Genomic DNA, 19,028 nt, shown 5'->3' with positions numbered 1-19,028 from the left:
TGCAACGGCATCCTTTTGTTTTGTGAACTAGTTTCTGCATTGTAGTGCAGCATAAAAAAACAAAAGATATAGTGTAAAGCACGACTGTTGTAGTGACCACTACAAGAGGCACGCCCAAAAAAAACTATCTCGTTGCTTTATCGACAATAATGCGGTTGTCGCGATTTGCTAATTCCCATGCTGTATGGAAAATTAATCGCGTTCTGTTTTCTAATAAATCGTATTCAATTTTGTCTGGCGTATCACTTGGTTGGTGATAATCGTCGTGTGTACCATTAAAATAAAAGATAACAGGAACGTTATTTTTTGCAAAATTATAATGGTCACTTCTGTAGTAAAAACGGTTAGGATCGTTATCGTCGTTGTAGGTGTAATCTAAATCTACGTTACAATATTTTGAATTTACGGCTTCTGAAATGTTGTGAAGTTCTGTACTTAATTTATCGCTTCCTATAAGATAAACATAGTTTCTGTCGCCACCTTCACGCTTAGGATTGGTACGACCTATCATATCAATATTTAGATTTGCAACGGTATTTTCTAAGGGTATAATAGGATCGACATCTGTGTAATATGAAGAACCTAGTAAGCCTTTTTCTTCACCAGTAACATGTAAGAACAGGATAGAGCGCTTAGGACCTTGTCCGTTTTTTGCAGCTGTTTTAAACGCTTCTGCAATTTCTAGCATTGCAACAGTTCCAGAACCATCATCGTCTGCACCATTATATATTTTTCCGTCTTTAACACCTTCGTGGTCTAAATGTGCAGAGATTACAATTACTTCGTTTGGCTTTTCGCTTCCTTTAATAAGGGCTGCAACATTTTCAGATTCAAAATCGGTAGCATCATTTTTATAATCGATACTAAGGGTTGCAGAAACCGTTTCGGAAGTTTCGGAAGTATCAAGATTTGGATATAAAGATTTTGCTAAGCCTTCAGTGATAAAGAAGTAATAAAAATCTTCGGTTTTTCCTTTAACACTCATTCTACCTCTAGAACTTGCAAAGCGTCTTTTTGCCATTTCGTAGATTTCAGGATAGTAAAATAATACAGCTTTTGCGCCACGATCTTTAGCAGCATCTCTTTTTGAAGCATAAGCTTGTCTAAAATTAGACCATTTTGAAGCCTCGCTATTTCCAGAAATCACAAAATTTCCATCTGCATTTTTAGGTTCACCAGATTTAATAAGGACTATTTTTCCGTTAACGTCTAAATTGCTATAGCTAGAGTATTTTTCATCATCAATACCATAGCCTGCATAAACAATATCATCTGCTTTAAAAGTGCCATCTTGACTCGACAATACAGACATGTAATCGTCCATTGCAGTATAGGTTTTACCATTCGCAATAAGCTGAACCGTTGGGACTTTTAAAACTTGTAAAGGGACTTCTTGAAAGTAATCATTATTAGGTTGCGCCGAAGGAATCCCAAGGTCTATATATTGGTTTTTAAGATATTCAACAGCTTTCTTTTGACCAGGTTGACCAGTTTCTCGGCCTTCGAACTCATCGGATGCATAAATGTATAAGGCTTCTTTTAATTCTGCTGAAGTAATGCTATTTGCATAAGCAGTAACATCTTTGGTTTGAGGTGTAGATGAAGCTTCAGCTGTAGATTTATTTTGTGAAGAACCACAAGATAAAATCATACTCGAAACACCAAGAACGACTAGTAATTTTTTCATGTTATTTTGAATTGTATTTGGTTGGTAATTTGTGTTTTATATGAAAATGCATATAATTTCCGAAATTACAAAAAAGCCATTTAGCACTTTGAGAAAGCTATTTTTTTTAACAAACTTTAACAGCATGATGCTGTTTAAAAATCAACGTTCATTAAAAGCCTGTTTTCTTGGTTAGCCAATTGCCAAGCTGTAGCAAAAATAAGTTGAGTTCTTTTTTCAAGCAGTTCGTAATTTATTTTATCTGGTGTGTCTGTAGGTTGATGATAATCTTCATGCTCACCATTAAAATAAAAAATGACAGGAATATTGTGTTTTGCAAAGTTGTAATGATCGCTTCTAGAATAGTATCGGTTACTATCGTTTTCATCATTATACTTGTATTCTAAGGTTATGTTTGTGAAGTTGTTGTTGACTTTTTCGTTAATGTAATGCAGCTCTTTGCTTAATCGATCTGCTCCAATTATATAAATATAATTTGGGTTGTCTTTATGTGAACTGTCAACTCTACCAATCATATCGATATTTAAATTTGCTATTGTATTCTCTAATTTAAATAAAGGGTTTTGTGTATAGTATAAAGAGCCTTGAAGTCCGATTTCTTCAGCTGTTAAGTGCAGGAAAAGCACGCTTCGTTTTGGTCCATGACCATCTAACTCTGCTTGTTTAAAGGCTTCAGCCATTTCTAAAATAGCAACAGTACCAGAGCCATTATCGTCTGCTCCATAATGTAAATCGCCATCTTCAAAACCTAAATGGTCATGATGGCCAGAAATAATTAGAAGTTCTTCAGGCTTTTCAGAACCTTTAATATAGGCGACTACATTTTCGGTAGCATCAATTTCATCTGGAAAGAAACTCTTTGGAATTTTCTGGAAGTAAACAGAGTCGTTAATTGGGGACTTAATATCTTCTTTTTGGTAATAAGATTTTAAGAAATTCACAGCTCTTTTTTGTCCAATTTCACCTGTAAACCTACCTTCAAAATCTCTTGAAGCAAATTGATAAAGATGCCTTTTTAATTCGTTAGCAGTAATTGTTTTAGCGTATTTTTGAACAAGAGCACTATCAACGATTATAATATTTTTTTTAAGATTTTCAATTTTAGTAGTATACCTGACTTCAGCACATGATCCAATGAGGATAAATGCTGAAAGAAAATAATACAACTTCATAAGCCTATTTTTTTGAGCATCAAATATATAGAAAAAAAGGCAATGAACTATTCGGTTATTTCAATATTGTCAAGTTCTTCTAAAGCATTATCTTTTACTTGCTCTTCGCGGACTTCTAACTCTTCAGTATTACCAACTTCAGTTTCGTTAAAAATTGTTTTATAAGTAGAAATGACTAAAGCAATAATGGTTAATAAAAATATAAGCTGAACACTTTTTTTAGATTGGTTTTGCTTTTTAGAAATATAAAAAGCTGCTAATCCAAAAATTAAAGCAGCAATTGCAGGAATAAATGCCATACTAAATAGAGGCAAAGCCGATAGAACCACAGCGAGTATAGCAGCAATAGTTCCTAGAATAATGAATAGATTTCTCATAGGTCTTAGTTTTTTAATCCAGTAGCAGATTTAATTTTTAATTCACCTCTTCCAACGGCAACTTCAAATTTGGCTAAAACAGGTATTTTATTTTCGTCGGCTGTCAGCCAAAGCACATTAGCGTTATTGCCTTTTAGAACGTTGCTATTGTTAATGCGGATGGCTAATTTGTAACAGGCTTTACTTCCTATTTGTGTGTTTAGTGTTTCTTTTCCTAAAAGGGTTATTGAAACGACAGTTTCCTTATTGTCAAACAAAACAGTAAATGAATCTGTAGAGCCAATACTCGCCTTATGTATATCTAAAGTCCTGATATGATATATGGTACTTACAAGATCTTTAGTGCCTGGGTTAAATTTGATGTTGTCATTTCTATCCCAAAAACCAGATTCAAAATTTTCGCTTTTTTGACGTCTTAGGCTTTTTACTGTTTGTGTTTTATAATCAAAATTATATTTCACAAATTTATAATGACCACCTTCATCTATATCTCTTTGGTATAAGTATGGCGCCAGTGTTTGTGGGTTTACATAGCTTTCATAGATGTCTCTAATTTTAAAAAAATTATCCCATTTGCTATAAGTTGTTGCTGTGCATTTTAAACGGAGTAAAGTTGCTTTAGAGGTGTTTACTTCGCTTGTTTCCATACGAACTTCGGCAAGATCTGTCATTAATCCAGACATGTTATACGAGGCTGTTAAGACCAGTTTTTCCCCAGCTTGAAAGGCATTATTTTGCGCGTTAACAGATGCCGTTAAGAAAAGCGTTAGAATGAAGAATAAATATTTCATAGATGTTTTTTATATAATCATTAATAACGTTTGATTAATCATAAATTGTGCCTAAAATAAAAATTAATCTAAGATTAAATGAAATAAAATTATTGAAGCAATTATGAAATCACTATTCAATAATTAAAATGCAATAATAAGAAGGATATATTTAGGCGCCATAAAAAAACTATTTTTTGTATGAATTTTATAAGTTACCTTTGTTGTGTATAAGACCCTAAGATATATTGAAACGATTACAATTACTCCTTCTCGTGCTAATGATTTCTGTTAGTGCTAAATCACAAGTTGGAATTGGTACAACTTCTCCAGATTCATCCGCTGTATTAGATATCTCATCGACTTCAGGAGGCATATTATTGCCTAGAATGAATACCTCTCAACGCGACGCTATTCCTTCTCCAGCTACAGGCTTATTAATTTATCTTATTGATGGGACAAAGCAATGCTTGCAAGTGTATAATGGCACAGGTTGGGAGAATATATATTGTCCGACCACTAATACAGTACCTATGGCATCCAATGTAACTTTTAGTGGTACGCTAAGTGTTGGAGGTACTTTAACTGCAGAATATGTTTATACAGATAATGAACTTGATCTAGAAGACGTTTCGATTTATCAATGGTATAGCGCCGATGATGCTTCGGGGACAAACGAAATTGCAATAAGTGGCGCGACAAGTTTGACCTATACTATTGGTGCAAGCGACAATGGTAAATATTTAAGCTTTGGTGTAGTTCCTGTAGCCGCCACTGGGGCTTTAACTGGTGTTGAAGTTAGAAGCAGTTATTTAGGAGCCATTGGTACAACATCTAATGTGGCTAGAATAAATGAGTTTCATTATGATAATGTGTCTACTGATGTCAATGAATTTGTAGAAATTAGAATTACTGAAGGCTTGGCCAACCAGCCAGCAGATTTATCTCAATATACCGTTTCGCTTTATAATGGATCTACACAAACGGCTTACTTAACCCAAACTTTAGATAATTTAACCCAAGCCTGCGACGCTTCAAATTGCTATTATGTTTGGGATGCTATTAGTATACAAAATGGTGCTCCAGATGGTATAGCATTAAGTGGTCCTTCTGGTCTTATAGAATTTATAAGCTACGAAGGCACATTTACAGCTTCAAATGGAATCGCTTCTGGAGCGACAAGCACAGATGTTGGTCTTGCTGAATCGAATGCAACTTCAGCGAATGGATCCATAGAACGTACCGCAGCAGGAGGTTGGGGCTCAAATCCGAATGCCAACACCAAAGGTCTAGTCAATAGCTTATGAAAAATTTGTCCGTTCTATTTTTCATATTTATAATGGCTTCTAATCTGTTTTCACAAGTTGGAATCGGAACTAATACACCTAATGTTTCTTCAGCATTAGATGTAGAAAGCAATGCTAAGGGCATGCTTCCGCCTCGAATGAATTCCGCTCAGCGAGATGCATTATCAACCACAACAGCTTCTAAAGGCCTTATTATTTTTAACACAGATTCTAATCGATTAAATATTTTTGATGGCATAAGATGGCATGCGATTGTAAATCAGCAATCTGAAACTATTTGTGAAAACGCAACAACCTTATCGGAGTTTTTAAATTGCTTACAAAGCAACTATACACCAGCGCAAACTTTGGGTTATAGTTATGCTAGAGATGTGCTTTATAGTAGTATTGATGTTGACCCAAGCACGCAAGAGTTAAAAGGAATCTATTCTGGATTTACGATTATAATGGATTACTCTACAGATCCAGATCCTTCTGTACATGCCTTTAATTTAGGAATTAATACAGAACATGTTTTTCCTCAAAGTATGGGCGCAGGCGATGAGCCAGGAACAAGTGATATGTTTAATATTTTTCCTTCTAGAGTTGAAGTGAATTCAAGTCGAGGAAATTGTCCGTTTAATGAAATTGTTGATGCTGATACAGAAACATGGTATTATTTAGACCAAGAAATGACAAGCATTCCTACAAGTAATAGAGATGATTATTCTGAAAAAGATAATGAGGCTTCATATCCTTCACTTGGCATAAGTCAACAATGTGCTTTAGAACCACGAGAAGCTAAAAAAGGCGATATTGCTAGAGCGCTATTTTACTATTATACAATTTATAATTCGGTAAATATCAATACCTATCCTTCTTACGCCAATGAAGATTTTTTTATGGCTATGAAAACCATATTGCTGCAATGGCATATCAGCGATCCTGTTGACCAGATAGAAATCGATAGAAATAATGCCATTCAAACCTATCAAGGTAATAGCAATCCTTTTGTTATAGATGCTACTCTGGCGCAAAGAATGTTCAATTAAAAGAGCGTCTAAAAAGAGGTATTTCTATAAACGTATAAATGCTCTAAACGATTCATTGGACACTATCAAGCATTTAAAATTTTAATATTAACATTAGTTTGTTGATATAAAATAAGTGCTATTCTGCTATAAGTGGTTTAAAAGTTTTAGTTTCGTTTTACGCTAAAATACAGAACAATCCTGTACTTAATTAATTAAACAAAAACACTAACCATTATGAATTTAACATTACCATTTAACTTTAAAAACATTTGTTTTGCATTGGTCTTATCCTTTTGCTCATTGCAAATAAATGCTCAAATGCCATGTGGTATGCCAGACATTACACCAGATGAAGCCAGAGCACTTATTGAAGACCTTGAAATCCTAAGACGTGCAGACGTGACGCCAACAGGTTTAATTACAGTGCCTTTTCAACCGCATATTGTGAGAACAGATGCTGGGACTGGTGGACCAAATGTAACGAATGCCATAAACAATATTATTGCGGCTAGAGACAAGTATTTACCTTATGGCATTACTCTCGATATTTTACCTATAAATTATATTAATAATACAGACTTAATGGTTTTAGGAACCAATGGCGATCCAGGATCTGGTTATACTGAAGGCGATAACATACTGCAGTTAAACAATGTGCCTAACGTGGTTAATGCTTATTTTGTAGATACTGCTTATGGATCTAGTGGAGGTTCTATTGGAGGTTATGCTAGATTTCCATGGAATTTACCTAACGATTATTTTGTGATTGTAAACAATAATGCAAGTGATAATGGGACGACAGTTGCTCATGAAATGGGACACTATTTTGGACTCTTACACACTTTTGAAACGGCTTATGCTGTAGAGCTTGTAAATGGTTCTAACTGTGGTGTTGCAGGTGATTTATTATGTGACACTCCAGCCGATGGCTACCATACCTTTGGAGATGTCAATTCAGGGACATGTGCTTATACTTCTGGAACAGATGCTAATGGCGACCCTTACGCAGCAGATCCTACTCAGATCATGTCTTATAACCAACCTTTTTCTTGTAGCACCAACTTTTCTTCGGATGCAGAAGATAGAATGCGATTTTATATGGGAAAAGAAGACCCAAATAATACACGAGCTTATTTGTTTCAACCTACAATGGTTTGTAGTAGCTATAGTGCTGTTTTAGGTGCTGGCGGAACCGTTTCTGTTACTGGTGCTAATATTGATGGAGGAACTACAGATCCTAATGGCGACACCATTACTCTTACGGCAACACCATCTTCTTTTACCTGTTCAGATATTGGCGATCAATTGGTAACCTTAACGGCTACAGATCCTAACGGGTTTACAAATACTTGTACAACAACGGTAACCGTGTCAGATAATGTGGCTCTTTCTGCGATTTGTTCTAGTCCAACCATTTCACTAGATACTTCAGGAAATGCAACAATTACAACTGCACATATCGATGGTGGTTCTGCTGTTGGTAACTGTGGCCTTGATTCGGAGTATTTAACTATAGGTTTTGAAGAGGTGTCATTAGTGTCTGCTTCAGGAGTTGAAGTTGGCGGACCTGGTAATATGTTTAATATTAAAGCAATTAATCCTATTACAGTTAATTCTTTCGATATTCATGCCAATATTGGATCAATAGAATCGCATAGCTACGAAGTATATTATAAAGCAGGATCTTTTGAAGGCTCTCAATTTACTATTGGTGATTGGACCTTAGTTGGTAGTACAACATTAATGGCGAACCCAATAGGTTCACTAACTCCATTAAACTTGTCATTAGGCATCGATATTGCTGCTGGTGAAACCGTAGCATTTGCTATTTTTGCTTCAGATGGCTCTAATATTATTTTTGAAAATGGAAGCGCATTAGGAACCTTATGGACAAGCGATTCTAACCTTGAGTTTTATGAAGGGTATTATAGTGCTTACCCCTTTGCTGGAATTGCTAATCCTTATGTGTTTAACGGAAATATTGTGTATACTACAGCAAGCTTATTTGATGGTAATTTTGATTGTACTGATATTGGTACACATACTGTGACCTTAAATAGAAGAGACAATACAGGAAATGTAGCCACTTGTGATGCTACGGTGACTATTCAAGATGCTGAAGATCCTTCGGTAAACTGCCTTGCTGATTTTGCTGTCGATAGTGCTGGTGATTTTACTCTTCCTGATTATTATGCAGGTGGTTCTGTAACGGCTTCAGATAATTGTAGTATTGCTAGTGTTGTTCAAACTCCTGCGCCAGGAACTAGTTTAGCCGATGGTGTTCATGCAATAAGTTATTTGGCTACAGATAGCAACGGAAGAACCAGCACATGTTCGTTTAATTTAACGGTTAATGATAATACACTAAGTGTCGATTCGTTTGAGTTAGGTTTAAATGATATTTCTTTAACACCTAATCCTACCGCAGATAAGATTGTACTGTCTAATAACAGCCAGATAAAATTAGTTTCTGCCGAGTTAATAGACTTAAACGGACGCATCATTACAACGGTTAATTTAGAGCACATGACAACGAATAAAGAAATTAACCTTTCTTCATTTGCAAATGGTCTGTATTTAATGCGTATTGTTTCTGAACATGGTAGTATTACGAAGCGTATTGTGAAATACTAAGTCCATGATATTTTAAAAAAAAAGAGCAACATAAAATGTTGCTCTTTTTTTTTGTTGAGGTGTTTGGTGTTGAGGTGTTTGGTGTTGAGGTGTTTGGTGTTTAATTGTTTAGGTGTTGAGGTGTTGAGGTGTTGAGGTGTTTGGTGTTGAGGTGTTGGGTGTTGAGTTGTTTGTTGTTAATTGCATCATTAAAAATGCAGGAAAAAGTAAAAGTTATATATTTGATGCGTTATTTCAGCATTGGAGTTGTAATCCTTTGTGATGGATAATGACACCAAAGTGTATTTCCTAATGGATAGAAACCATCAAGGGAATGGCTTTGGTGTTTTTTATAGAATCTCTTTTTAGATTTTAATAAAAGTCCTATATTTAAACTCTTCCTTTTTACGATTAATTATAACTAACTCTTGTAAGAATTTCTATTTTTACAAAACACATAATATATTATTTACCTGAATGGGCAAAAAAAATAAAAACACCTTTGAGCAAGACCTGTTCAAAGCCGCAGATAAATTGCGTAAAAACATAGACGCAGCCGAGTACAAACACGTCGTTCTCGGACTCATATTTTTAAAATACATTTCTGAATCTTTTGATGAACTGTACCAAAAGCTTCTAAAAGACGAGTACTCTGACGCCGAAGACCGTGACGAGTACATTGCCGAAAACACTTTCTTTGTTCCAAAGCTAGCACGTTGGAGTCACATACACGCACAAGCAAAACTTCCATCGATTGGTCAAACTATTGATGAAGCTATGGAAGCGGTAGAAAAAGAAAACAAAGAACTCAAAAACGTACTACCACAAGTTTACGGTAAAGCCAACTTAGATAAAACCGCTTTAGGTGAACTTATCGATTTAATCTCCAATACCGAATTACAAGCCGAAAACGAAAACTCTAAAGACCTTTTTGGTCGTGTATACGAATACTTCTTGGGTGAATTTGCCAATGCCGAAGGTAAAAAAGGCGGACAATTCTACACGCCAAAAGCCATTGTAAAACTTATGGTAGAAATGATAGAACCCTACAAAGGGCGTATTTACGATCCTGCGTCTGGTTCTGGTGGTATGTTTATTATGAGTGAGAAATTTGTAACCGCACACTCTGGTAATATAAAAGACATTACGGTGTACGGACAAGAAAGCAACCAAACCACTTGGAAGCTCTCAAGAATGAACCTTGCCATACGTAACATTAACAGCAAGTTCGTCGCTTGGAATACCGAAGGCTCGTTTCTTAAAGATGCACACCCAGATTTAAAAGCCGATTATATACTAGCCAATCCACCATTTAATCAAAAAGAATGGGGCATAGACATTTTACAAGACGATACACGTTGGCAATATGGCACACCACCAAATGGGAATGCCAATTTTGGGTGGATGCAGCACATGCTCTACCATTTATCGCCAAACGGTGTTATGGCAACCGTTTTAGCCAATGGCTCTTTAAGTTCTAACACCTCTGGCGAGGGCGATATACGTACAGCCTTAGTAGAAGCAGGTTTGGTAGAGTGTATTGTAGCCTTACCAAAACAACTGTTTTACAACACAGGTATTCCTGCTTGTATTTGGTACTTGCGTAGAGGTAGAGCCAACACCAACGAAGTACTTTTTATCGATGCCTCAGAAATGGGCTTTATGAAAAGCCGAGTACACCGCGATTTTACAGAAGAAGACATCACTAAAATAACAGAGACCTATTTAAATTGGAAAAAAGAAGGTGACTACCAAGACATAAAAGGCTTCTGCAAAAGTGCCAACTTAGACGCTATACGCAAACACAAGCACGTACTCACACCAGGACGTTACGTGGGCATACCAGACGAAGAAGACGATGGCATCCCATTTGAAACCAAAATGGCAGACCTTACCGCAACCTTACAACAACAAATGCAACAAGAGGAAGCCCTAAACCAAGAAATTAAAACACAACTGGCTAATATTGGGTTTAGATTATGAGTAGCGTAGATAATGAATTACCTGATGGTTGGTTGGAGTGTTCTTTAGGAGAAACCGTTGAAATTTTATCAAGCAAAAGAATATTTGCTGCTGATTATGTTCCTGAAGGCATACCGTTTTATAGATCTAAAGAGACTATTGAGAAGTCTAAAGGTGAAGTAATATCAAATCCTTTGTATATAAGTCCTAAAAGATTTAATGATATAAAGAACAGCCATGGTTCACCTATAAATGGAGATATACTTTTGTCTGCTGTTGGTGAAAGAGCTGGTATTCCATATTTAGTAAAAAATGAATCGGATTTTTATTTTAAGGATGGAAATCTAATTTGGTTCAGAAATTTTACAAATAAGATTGATTCGGAATATTTAAGTTACTTTTTTAATTCTAGAATTGGGCAGCATAAATTAGAATCACAAATGATTGGTTCTGCGCAAAAGGCATTAACAATTGTTGGCTTGAAAGGAATGTTGTTAGAATTACCACCAATCCAAGAACAAAAAGCCATAGCCAAAGTCTTAACCGCTTTTGATGATAAAATAGAAAACCTACGCGCACAAAACCAAACCTTAGAACAAACCGCACAAACTATTTTTGCAGCATGGTTTGGTAAATACCAAATTGGAGATGAACTGCCTGAGGGTTTGCGTGTTGGGAAAATAGAAGATTTAGTTGGAGAGCTAGAAAGTGGTAAAAGACCAAAAGGAGGAGTAGGAAATATTCTAGAAGGTATCCCAAGTATTGGTGCCGAAAGTATTGGAGGAATTACAAATTTTGATTATTCAAAAACAAAATATGTTCCAATAGATTTTTTTAAGAAAATGAATAGAGGAATTGTTAAAGAGTATGATATTTTGGTATATAAAGATGGAGGAACACCTGGTACATTTATTCCTAAATTTTCAATGTTTGGAGAGGGTTTTCCTTTTAAAGTATTCTGTATAAACGAACATGTTTTTAGAGTACAACCAAAATTTGAATATCAGCGCTTTTATTTATACCAATGGCTTAATAGTTATTATTGTAAGAAACAGCTTCAAAATATTGGAGGCAAAGCAGCGATACCAGGAATAAACTCTACTGATTTTAAAAACTTAGAAATAATAATACCGCAAGAAGATTTAATAAAGGAGTTTAATAAATTAGTTAAAGATTTTTATAAAAAAATATTAACTAACATGACACAGATTCAATCATTAAGTAAAACCAGAGATGCTTTATTACCCAAGTTAATGCGTGGTGAGATAAGAGTTAATGGGTTTGAGAATAATAACACCTAAACTTAATTATGAAAGATACTTTAAAAGCAATATTAATTATAATAATGGCGATTGTTGTTCTAGGAGTTGTGGGTGGTATTGTATTCGATGCTTTAGACGCATTACAACGTTTTTTAGATAGTATTCCTTGGTGGTTTTGGTTAATTGGAGTGATTCTGTTTATTTATATACTATCAAAACAAAAATAAGTTATCGTTTCAAAAACTTTAGACTATTTATTATTAAAGAAGATATGGCAAATATAAAATTAGTTGCGGACAGAGAATTTGAAAGAGATTATCAAATCTACGATGGAAGAATAATAACATTAGTTTTTGATGAGTGGGATAATTCAATCACGTTTAGTGAAAACGGAAATAAAATAGGAGATGAATTCAAATTTATTGATTATTCAGAAAGAGAAGAACGATATCTTTTAGCAAGAATGTTTAGTCCTATAGAAAGAGCTGGTTTAGGTAGAGAAGCACTGAAATTTTTTATAGATATTACTGGAGCAATAATTTATGCACAAAAAAATGATGGACAAGTAAGAAAAGATGGATCTAACCTTACAGGAAACGCACCATTTTTTGTAGGTAAAATGCAAGAAGAAGGATTAATAGAAAAGTATAATTATTAGAATCATATTAGATATACATTATGGAAGAACCATTTAAACCATCCAGCCTATCAATTAAAGAATTATATGGTAATGCAGATGCAAAATATAAAATACCGCAATACCAAAGACCCTATAAATGGGAAGATGAACAGGTAGAAATACTATGGGATGATATTTATGATGCGTATATAAATGAAGAAAGTAACTACTTTTTAGGCTCTGTTATTACTGCTAAACCTAGAGATAATGAAAACACAGCATATTCAGATGTGGTAGATGGTCAACAACGTTTAACAACGTTAATGATTTTGTTTTGTGTAATTAGAGATTTGTACCCAGATCTAAATAAAGACGAAGAAATAGACCAAACTGTTGTTAAGTTACATACCATACAACATTCTATAGCGGAATTTGGACAATACAACAGGCTTAAATTATTTACACATGCACAGCATAGTTCAGATTTTGAAAGTCTTATTTTAAAAGGCGATACATTAAGTTTAAGAAAGCCGTATAAATATCAAATACGTACTGACGAAGAACCTAAATATAAGTTTATGAATTCTGCTGTAATTTTTAGACAGCGACTAGAAGCTATAGGTTTAAAAGAAGCCGAAAAATTTATTAATTTTTTATTCAATAATGTAAAAATTATTAGAATTGATTGTAAAAATAGAGAGTTTGCGATAAAACTTTTTCAAGTGTTAAACGACAGAGGAATGGATTTAACAGCAGCCGATTTAATAAAAAGTTTTCTCTTAGAAAAATTATACAATACACATAAAAATAACCAAGACGTTTCTAAAATAAAAGAAGAACAGTTCATTTCCGATTGGAGAGAAATGGAGCAAACCATTAAAAGTAGCGACTTAAATCTAAACGATTTATTTATTATATATGAATATTATACGCTTGGGCAGAATCCTAAAAAGTCCTTATATGATGAATTGCAAAATGCTTTTAAAGATAAAGACCCAAACACTTTAATTGGAGATATAAAAGTTTTCGCAAATACATATCTAACAGATATACATGATAAAGATGATAAGGTATTATATTCATTTTGGTATATCCGTTGGTCGATGTACTGGAAAAGTATTTTAATGACAGCTTTACATAGCAATTATGAAAGCTATGAAGACTTAAAAGTAGAATTAAGACGTTTTTATTATTTGTATTGGATAGCAGGAAAAACTTTGTCTCAAATAAAGCAAACCTCTTTTAATATGATTCGATGGATAAAAGAGAAAAAATCCATAGAATATATAAAAGAAGAGTTAGATAAGAAGCTAGATGCAGATGGTATTACAAACTTAGCATCTCGATATTTAACATCAGAACATGTAGCAAATGAACCGTGGATTAAACCATTGTTACTTTTAATGGAGTATAATGTAACAGATGATAGTAAATTATCTTATGTACCATTAAGTAAAGATTTACATCTTGAACATATCTTACCTGTTAAGTATAATAAATTTGATGAGTGGAATCACGTATCAAATGAATTAGCTGGTAAATGGTTAAATAGTGTAGGAAATCTTACTTTATTGGGAGGCAAAAAGAATATAGAAGCCAGTAATAATCCATTTTCGGTTAAAATGGGAATCTATAAAGGAAAAGGGAAATATGATGATAAAGATGATAAGATAACAGCATTTATGATTACGCAAAGTATTATGCACAATTATGAAAATAAGAAGTACAATCAACTTTGGAATGATGATGCAATGAAAGATAGATGGAAATGGTTTTTTAAAGAAGCTGAACAAATATTAGATTTAGATTTTTCAAATATTATTGTGAATCAAGAACCTATTTTAATTTAATGAAACTATCAGAAGACAACATAGAACAAGTCTTTATAGACCAGTTAGTAGGTCAAGGTTACACCTATCATTATGGTCCAGCCATTGCACCTTATAGTGATAATCCGCAACGTGAAGGTTTTGATTCTGTGTTGTTAGAGCAGCAATTAAAGCATGCCTTACGTCATTTAAATCCAGACGTTCCAGAATCGGCTAGAGTAGAAGCCTACCAAAAAATAGTCAACCTTGGTACACAAGACCTTATGGAAAACAATGAGCGTTTCCATACCTTGTTAACCAATGGTGTAACGGTAGAGTATAATAAAGAAGGCAGGACTAAAGGGATTAATGTAAAACTATTAGATGTTGCTCAGCCACAAAACAACCAGTTTTGGGTAGTCAATCAATTAGTAGTTAAAGAAAACAACAACGAAAAACGTTTTGATGTAGTAATTTATATTAACGGATTGCCTTTAGTATTTATAGAGCTTAAAAATGCTACAGACGAAAATGCAACGGTACGCAAAGCCTACCAACAGATTCAAAACTATAAAACCGCTGTGCCAAGCATTTTTTATTACAATAGTGTATGTGTTATTAGTGATGGTATAGATGCTAAAACATCGAGTGTGTCAGCACCTTTTTCACGTTTTCTCTCTTGGAAAGCACCAAAAAAAATAGACAACGACCCAAGAACAGAATTACAAATTCTAACCGAATACATGCTCAATAAAAAAACGGTGGTAGAACTCATTCGCTACTGTACCGTTTTTGAGCAAGAAGAAAAAAAGGATGATAACACAGGCTTAATTTTTCAAGTAAAAATTAAAAAAGTCGCTGCTTACCATCAATATTACGCAGTACAAAAAGCAGTAGCGCAAACTATAAGAGCTACAGATAGTAAAGAAGGTGACCGTAAAGTAGGTGTAGTATGGCATACCCAAGGTTCTGGTAAGTCCTTATCTATGGTGTTTTATTCTGGTCAAATAGTAACGCATCCACAAATGGAGAACCCAACTATTGTGGTACTAACAGATCGAAACGATTTAGACGACCAATTGTTTAGCACCTTTGGGAACTGTAAAGACTTGTTACGTCAGACACCTGTGCAAGCACAAAGTAGAGACCACATCAAAGCATTATTAAATGTGTCTGGCGGAGGTGTTATTTTTACAACCATTCAAAAATTCTCGCCAGAAGAAGGCAATGTGTTTGATACCTTATCAGAACGTACAAACATTGTTGTGGTTGCAGACGAAGCACACCGCAGTCAATACGGATTTAAAGCACGTGTGGTTGAGATAGAAGATGGTTCTGAAATTAGGTACGGAAACGCTAAGTACTTACGCGATGCTTTACCAAAAGCTTCTTATATAGGATTTACAGGAACACCCATAGAAAAGGAAGACAAATCTACACCAGCAGTTTTTGGAGAGTACATTGATGTGTACGATATTAAACAAGCAGTCGATGATGGCGCCACAGTGCCTATAAGTTACGAGTCGCGTTTGGTAAAAATTAAATTGAATGAAGAAGTTACTAAATCTATAGACAGCCAAATAGATGCTATAGAAGGTGCAACGGAAGATCAAATAGAGAAAGCAAAGACTAAAAGTGCAGCCATAGAAAAAATTGTTGGTAAAGACGACCGATTAAAAGACATAGCTACAGATTTGGTGAGTCATTTTGAAGCCAGACAGAAAGTCTTCGAAGGTAAAGCGATGATTGTGAGTATGAGTCGTAAGATTTGTGCAAAACTTTATAACGAGATTGTAGCCATACGTCCAGAGTGGCATCATACAGATTTAGACAAAGGCGCTTTAAAAGTGATTATGACAAGTACCAGTGATGATGAAGCCATTTTACAACCACATCATACCACAAAAACACAACGAAAACTATTAGCAGCTCGAATTAAAGACCCAAACGACCCCTTGCAAATGGTTATTGTTAGAGATATGTGGTTGACAGGTTTTGATGCGCCAAATTTACATACCATGTATATTGATAAAAAGATGCAAGGTGCCAACTTAATGCAAGCCATAGCACGTGTAAATCGTGTTTATAAAGACAAACCAGGAGGTTTAATAGTCGATTATATTGGTATAGGTCAAGATTTACGTAACGCGATGGCAACCTATTTACAAAGTGGTGGTGAAGGCACACCTATTGTAGATATAAAAGAAGCTATAGCTGGTATGTTAGAAAAGTTTGAAGTAGTAGAACAAATTTTGTTTGGCTATGATTACAGATCTTATTTTAAACTAGACACCAATGCAAAACTTCAGATTCTACTAGGTGCACAAAATTTTGTGTTGCAAAACGAGAAATTAAAAGACCGTTTTCTTAAAGAAGTAACATTGCTGTCTAAGTTGTTTGCCATGTCTATTCCTAGTCCGCAAGCCAATAAAATTAAAGATGAGGTTGCGTTTTTTCAAGCAGTAAAAGCTAGGTTAAATAAATTTACTGGTAATACCATAAAATCAGATTTCGAAGTAGAAACAGCGATTAAGCAAATAGTAGATGATGCCTTATCTAGTGAAGGTGTCATAGATGTATTTGAAGCCGCAGGAATAAAAGCCCCATCTGTAGGGATTTTATCCGATGAGTTTTTGTTGGAAGTTAAAAACATGCAACAAAAAAATGTGGCGTTTGAGTTGCTTAAAAAATTGTTGGCAGATGAAGTGAGAGTGCGTAAAACAAAAAATATTGCGCAAGGCAAACGCTTTTCTGAAATGTTAGAATCTGTAGTAAAGCGCTATCATAACAATCAAATAGATTCAGCCCAAGTATTAGCAGAATTGTCTGCTATTGCAAAAGACATGCGATTGGAAGACCATAAATCTGAAGAATTAGGATTAACTCCAGAAGAATATGCTTTTTATAGTGTATTGACACAGAACGATTCCACAAAAATGTTGGATGACGAAAAAATGAAGGAGTTAATACATGTTATTGTAGATGTTATTCGTAAAAATGCCACTGTAGATTGGAGTAAGCGAGATGACGTTAGAGCTAAATTGAGATTAACGGTTAAGAAAATATTAATGCGATACGGTTATCCGCCAGATTTAGCCAAATTAGAAGCCGATAAAGTATTAGAGCAAAGTGAGTTGTTGGCAGATGTGTTAACTAAAAGTTGATATGAAAATAGACAGCTTACCATAAGACATTATTGCGAAAGCTTTTGAAGGTGAGTTGTTGGAGTAGTTGGATTGTGGTGGTAGTACTGAGGTGTTGTTGGATGAGGTAAAGGTATAATTAAGAAATCTTGTATAGGAAAGAAAATAGAGTTAGAATAATTGAAGTAAAAAATGGCATTATTTTTAAATACCCAAAAACTAAACCACTGGATACCTAAATTAATTGAAGAAAGCGAAAAAGAATTAATTTTAATAGTTCCATATATACAAACATCAGAAAACATTATAAATGCTCTAAATGAAGCTGATACTAATGGTGTAGAAATAACATTAATTTATAGAGAAAATAAATTATCAGAACACGAAAAAAATAAGCTTTTACTACTTAAAAATATAAACCTATTGCATCACCCCAATGTGCATTGTAAATGTTATTACAATGGCGATTTACTTATTACAGGCTCTATGAATCTTTATGAGTATTCTGAAAAAAATAATAGAGAAATGGGTATGCTAATGCATAGGCATTCTATTGAAGAGGATAAGAATACTATTAATAGGGATAGAAAAGAGGTTTTTGATGATGCTATATTAGAAATCCGACAGATAATTAATAGTGCTAGTTTAGAAAAAGCAAGTGAAAAAGCGAAACAGTCTGCTTTCAAAATTGATATTATTAAAACGGATGAAGAGTTAGCTAGAGATTTTTGCGATAGATTAAATAAAGCCTTTTTAAATAAAAAATTTAAACCTTTCAAAAATATTGATAAAAACAATTTTGGGAGAATTGTTATAAAAGGGAGTGTTACTATAAAGTGGTATGCAAAATGCGATAACTTTTTTGATAAGGTAGATGTCGTTTTTGAAGATAATAGAATAGCAATCACATTTAATCTGGAGGAAGTAGATTTAAAGAAGTTATACACAGCTTGGGAAAGTGTATACGATGAGTTCGAATTTCATGGTTTTAAATATTATTGGAATAGTTTAGATCAAGATTTATTCCTTTATAGACATGATAATTTTGATTGGAGTGATGAAAATAATCAACAAAAAAAGTATGCAAAATATAACGAAGGTATTACTGCGATTATTAATAAGTATAGGGAATTAGCAAATAAATAAACTATTCGAGGAGGATGATTTCTGCTTAAAGTTGGTTCCGACGTTGTCGGAATTTCAAGTGGTGTTGGTGTTTGGTTGTGCTTAGTCTTAATGTTGATTTTTGCATTGCCTAAAAGGAGGTGCAAGCTTTATAGTGGGTTTGTTTATTT

At 34.2% G+C, this 19,028-nt stretch carries 14 protein-coding genes; 10 read left to right on the top strand and 4 right to left on the bottom strand.

Features of this window, described 5'->3' with window-relative positions; genetic code table 11:
• Positions 1-124: 124 nt before the first annotated feature.
• The 4 genes from ACFS5M_RS09120 to ACFS5M_RS09105 form a co-directional block, all read right to left on the bottom strand.
• Positions 125-1,687, bottom strand: a complete 1,563-nt coding sequence (locus ACFS5M_RS09120) for a M28 family peptidase (RefSeq protein ID WP_183488068.1) — start codon at positions 1,685-1,687, stop codon at positions 125-127.
• Positions 1,688-1,821: 134 nt separating this feature from the next.
• The gene (locus ACFS5M_RS09115; RefSeq protein ID WP_183488066.1) at positions 1,822-2,859 is read right to left on the bottom strand and encodes a M28 family peptidase; all 1,038 of its coding nucleotides are present in this window, start codon (positions 2,857-2,859) and stop codon (positions 1,822-1,824) included.
• 47 nt (positions 2,860-2,906) lie between these two features.
• Entirely contained in the window at positions 2,907-3,236 is a 330-nt protein-coding gene (locus ACFS5M_RS09110; RefSeq protein WP_183488064.1) for an FUSC family protein, read from the bottom strand.
• 5 nt (positions 3,237-3,241) lie between these two features.
• Positions 3,242-4,027, bottom strand: a complete 786-nt coding sequence (locus tag ACFS5M_RS09105) for a DUF3108 domain-containing protein (protein ID WP_183488062.1) — start codon at positions 4,025-4,027, stop codon at positions 3,242-3,244.
• A gap of 227 nt (positions 4,028-4,254) precedes the next feature.
• Between ACFS5M_RS09105 and ACFS5M_RS09100 the strand changes: the two genes are divergently transcribed.
• The 10 genes from ACFS5M_RS09100 to ACFS5M_RS09055 all read left to right on the top strand — a co-directional run bounded on the left by ACFS5M_RS09100 (position 4,255) and on the right by ACFS5M_RS09055 (position 18,879).
• A complete protein-coding gene (locus tag ACFS5M_RS09100; RefSeq protein WP_183488060.1) occupies positions 4,255-5,313 on the top strand; it encodes a hypothetical protein in 1,059 nt (352 codons plus the stop codon).
• Entirely contained in the window at positions 5,310-6,344 is a 1,035-nt protein-coding gene (locus ACFS5M_RS09095; RefSeq protein WP_183488058.1) for an endonuclease, read from the top strand. Before ACFS5M_RS09100 ends, ACFS5M_RS09095 begins: the two co-directional genes overlap by 4 nt.
• A 216-nt stretch (positions 6,345-6,560) precedes the next feature.
• Positions 6,561-8,960 carry an HYR domain-containing protein gene (locus ACFS5M_RS09090; RefSeq protein ID WP_183488056.1) on the top strand — a complete coding sequence of 800 codons (2,400 nt, stop codon included), beginning with the start codon at positions 6,561-6,563 and terminating at the stop codon, positions 8,958-8,960.
• A gap of 456 nt (positions 8,961-9,416) precedes the next feature.
• The gene (locus tag ACFS5M_RS09085) at positions 9,417-10,922 is read left to right on the top strand and encodes a type I restriction-modification system subunit M (protein ID WP_183488054.1); all 1,506 of its coding nucleotides are present in this window, start codon (positions 9,417-9,419) and stop codon (positions 10,920-10,922) included.
• Positions 10,919-12,202: a restriction endonuclease subunit S gene (locus ACFS5M_RS09080; protein WP_183488052.1), complete on the top strand. Its 1,284-nt coding sequence runs from the start codon at positions 10,919-10,921 to the stop codon at positions 12,200-12,202. Before ACFS5M_RS09085 ends, ACFS5M_RS09080 begins: the two co-directional genes overlap by 4 nt.
• An 8-nt stretch (positions 12,203-12,210) precedes the next feature.
• Positions 12,211-12,390: a hypothetical protein gene (locus ACFS5M_RS09075; protein ID WP_183488050.1), complete on the top strand. Its 180-nt coding sequence runs from the start codon at positions 12,211-12,213 to the stop codon at positions 12,388-12,390.
• Positions 12,391-12,434: 44 nt separating this feature from the next.
• A complete protein-coding gene (locus ACFS5M_RS09070) occupies positions 12,435-12,821 on the top strand; it encodes a hypothetical protein (protein WP_183488048.1) in 387 nt (128 codons plus the stop codon).
• A 20-nt stretch (positions 12,822-12,841) separates the two neighbouring features.
• Positions 12,842-14,632: a DUF262 domain-containing protein gene (locus ACFS5M_RS09065; protein WP_183488046.1), complete on the top strand. Its 1,791-nt coding sequence runs from the start codon at positions 12,842-12,844 to the stop codon at positions 14,630-14,632.
• Positions 14,632-17,754: a type I restriction endonuclease subunit R gene (locus tag ACFS5M_RS09060; RefSeq protein WP_183488044.1), complete on the top strand. Its 3,123-nt coding sequence runs from the start codon at positions 14,632-14,634 to the stop codon at positions 17,752-17,754. The genes ACFS5M_RS09065 and ACFS5M_RS09060 overlap by 1 nt, the downstream gene beginning before the upstream one ends.
• Positions 17,755-17,925: 171 nt before the next feature.
• Positions 17,926-18,879, top strand: a complete 954-nt coding sequence (locus ACFS5M_RS09055) for a phospholipase D-like domain-containing protein (RefSeq protein WP_183488042.1) — start codon at positions 17,926-17,928, stop codon at positions 18,877-18,879.
• Positions 18,880-19,028 lie beyond the last annotated feature (149 nt).

It is taken from the genome of Lacinutrix iliipiscaria (genome assembly GCF_042686125.1).
Taxonomy (GTDB): domain Bacteria; phylum Bacteroidota; class Bacteroidia; order Flavobacteriales; family Flavobacteriaceae; genus Oceanihabitans; species Oceanihabitans iliipiscarium.
This window is presented reverse-complemented; position numbering and strand designations above follow the sequence as displayed.

Bases quoted from the DNA above. Each gene is read 5' to 3' on its own strand.
- ACFS5M_RS09085 (WP_183488054.1), top strand. From the start codon at position 9,417: ATGGGCAAAAAAAATAAAAACACCTTTGAGCAAGACCTGTTCAAAGCC.
- ACFS5M_RS09070 (WP_183488048.1), top strand. From the start codon at position 12,435: ATGGCAAATATAAAATTAGTTGCGGACAGAGAATTTGAAAGAGATTAT.
- ACFS5M_RS09105 (WP_183488062.1), bottom strand. From the start codon at position 4,027: ATGAAATATTTATTCTTCATTCTAACGCTTTTCTTAACGGCATCTGTT.
- ACFS5M_RS09075 (WP_183488050.1), top strand. From the start codon at position 12,211: ATGAAAGATACTTTAAAAGCAATATTAATTATAATAATGGCGATTGTT.
- ACFS5M_RS09090 (WP_183488056.1), top strand. From the start codon at position 6,561: ATGAATTTAACATTACCATTTAACTTTAAAAACATTTGTTTTGCATTG.
- ACFS5M_RS09095 (WP_183488058.1), top strand. From the start codon at position 5,310: ATGAAAAATTTGTCCGTTCTATTTTTCATATTTATAATGGCTTCTAAT.
- ACFS5M_RS09065 (WP_183488046.1), top strand. From the start codon at position 12,842: ATGGAAGAACCATTTAAACCATCCAGCCTATCAATTAAAGAATTATAT.
- ACFS5M_RS09060 (WP_183488044.1), top strand. From the start codon at position 14,632: ATGAAACTATCAGAAGACAACATAGAACAAGTCTTTATAGACCAGTTA.
- ACFS5M_RS09120 (WP_183488068.1), bottom strand. From the start codon at position 1,687: ATGAAAAAATTACTAGTCGTTCTTGGTGTTTCGAGTATGATTTTATCT.
- ACFS5M_RS09110 (WP_183488064.1), bottom strand. From the start codon at position 3,236: ATGAGAAATCTATTCATTATTCTAGGAACTATTGCTGCTATACTCGCT.
- ACFS5M_RS09115 (WP_183488066.1), bottom strand. From the start codon at position 2,859: ATGAAGTTGTATTATTTTCTTTCAGCATTTATCCTCATTGGATCATGT.
- ACFS5M_RS09055 (WP_183488042.1), top strand. From the start codon at position 17,926: ATGGCATTATTTTTAAATACCCAAAAACTAAACCACTGGATACCTAAA.
- ACFS5M_RS09080 (WP_183488052.1), top strand. From the start codon at position 10,919: ATGAGTAGCGTAGATAATGAATTACCTGATGGTTGGTTGGAGTGTTCT.